Source organism: Rhizobacter sp. P1_G5 (assembly GCF_056405435.1).
Genome location: NZ_JBFUCB010001004.1, coordinates 1 through 1277, shown reverse-complemented (window position 1 = coordinate 1277; position 1277 = coordinate 1). Strand labels below are relative to the sequence as shown.

The window sequence follows — 1277 nt, the reverse complement described above, 5'->3', positions numbered from 1 at the left end:
GCAGAGGGCGGCTCGGCCGAACCCGCCCGCAAGCGCCGCCGCCGCCGCCGCAAGCCGGGCGGTGGTGCCGGCGATGCGCCTGCCACCGGCGGCAATGCCGGCGAATGAGCCCGGCGCCGAGGCCTTCGTCGGCCTGGGCGCGAACCTGGGCGATGCCCGCGCGACGCTGACCCAGGCGCTGGCCGAGCTGGCCGCGCTGCCGGGCGTCGATTCGCTGCAGGCCTCGCCGCTGTACCGCACGCAGCCGGTCGATGCGCAGGGGCCTGATTTCATCAATGCCGTCGCGCGGCTGCGCACCACGCTGTCGCCGCTGGCATTGCTCGCCGGCCTGCAGGCCATCGAGGCGGCGCATGGCCGTGAGCGGCCGTACCGCAACGCGCCGCGCACGCTCGACCTCGACCTGCTGCTGTACGGCGAGCAGGTGATCGGCCTGCCGGCGCTGGCCGTGCCGCACCCGCGCATGCACCTGCGGGCCTTCGTGCTCGCGCCGCTGGCCGACCTGGCGCCCGACCTCCTCATCCCCGGACGGGGCCGCGTCGCGGCGTTGCTGGCCGGCCTCGACCCCCAACCCCTCTCCCGGATCGACCCATGAATGCCATCCCCGTGTCGGTGCAGACCGTCGTGCTGCTGATCGCGTCGAACGTCTTCATGACGGTCGCCTGGTACGGCCACCTGAAGAGCCTGGCCGACAAGCCGTGGTTCGTCGCGGCGCTGATCAGCTGGGGCATCGCGCTGTTCGAGTACCTGCTGCAGGTGCCGGCCAACCGGATCGGCTATGCCGGCGGCTTCTCGCTGGCGCAGCTGAAGATCACGCAGGAGGTCATCACGCTCGGCGTGTTCGTGCCGTTCGCGATGATCTACATGGGCCAGCCGTTCAAGCTCGACTACGTGTGGGCCGGGCTGTGCCTGGTCGGCGCGGTCTACTTCATCTTCCGCTCGTGAATGTTCCAATGAGCACGGGCCTGGAGCGCTTCCGCCACATCGCGATCGAGGGGCCGATCGGTGTCGGCAAGAGCTCGCTGGCGCGCCGGCTGGCGGCTCATCTGGGGGCCGAGACGATGCTGGAGCAGGCGGGCGAAAACCCGTTCCTCGAGCGCTTCTATGCCGACCAGCCCGGTTACGCCTTCCAGACCCAGGTGTTCTTCCTGTTCCAGCGGCTGCGCCAGGTGCGCTCGCTGGCGCAGCCGGGCATGTTCTCGCAGGCGGTGGTCAGCGATTTCGTGTTCGCCAAGGATGCGATCTTCGCGCGGCTGAACCTGAGCGACGAGGAGTACGGG

Annotated in this window: 3 protein-coding genes; all 3 read left to right on the top strand. The window is 70.4% G+C overall.

Annotation, left to right across the window (positions count from 1 at the left end):
* Positions 1 to 94 precede the first annotated feature (94 nt).
* Positions 95 to 592, top strand: a complete 498-nt coding sequence (folK, locus tag AC1D12_RS33555; RefSeq protein ID WP_465111137.1) for a 2-amino-4-hydroxy-6-hydroxymethyldihydropteridine diphosphokinase — start codon at positions 95 to 97, stop codon at positions 590 to 592.
* Positions 589 to 942, top strand: a complete 354-nt coding sequence (locus AC1D12_RS33550) for a DMT family protein (protein ID WP_047500693.1) — start codon at positions 589 to 591, stop codon at positions 940 to 942. Before folK ends, AC1D12_RS33550 begins: the two co-directional genes overlap by 4 nt.
* 8 nt (positions 943 to 950) lie before the next feature.
* Positions 951 to 1277: deoxynucleoside kinase (locus tag AC1D12_RS33545; RefSeq protein WP_477845408.1), on the top strand; the 327-nt coding region annotated here is incomplete at its 3' end.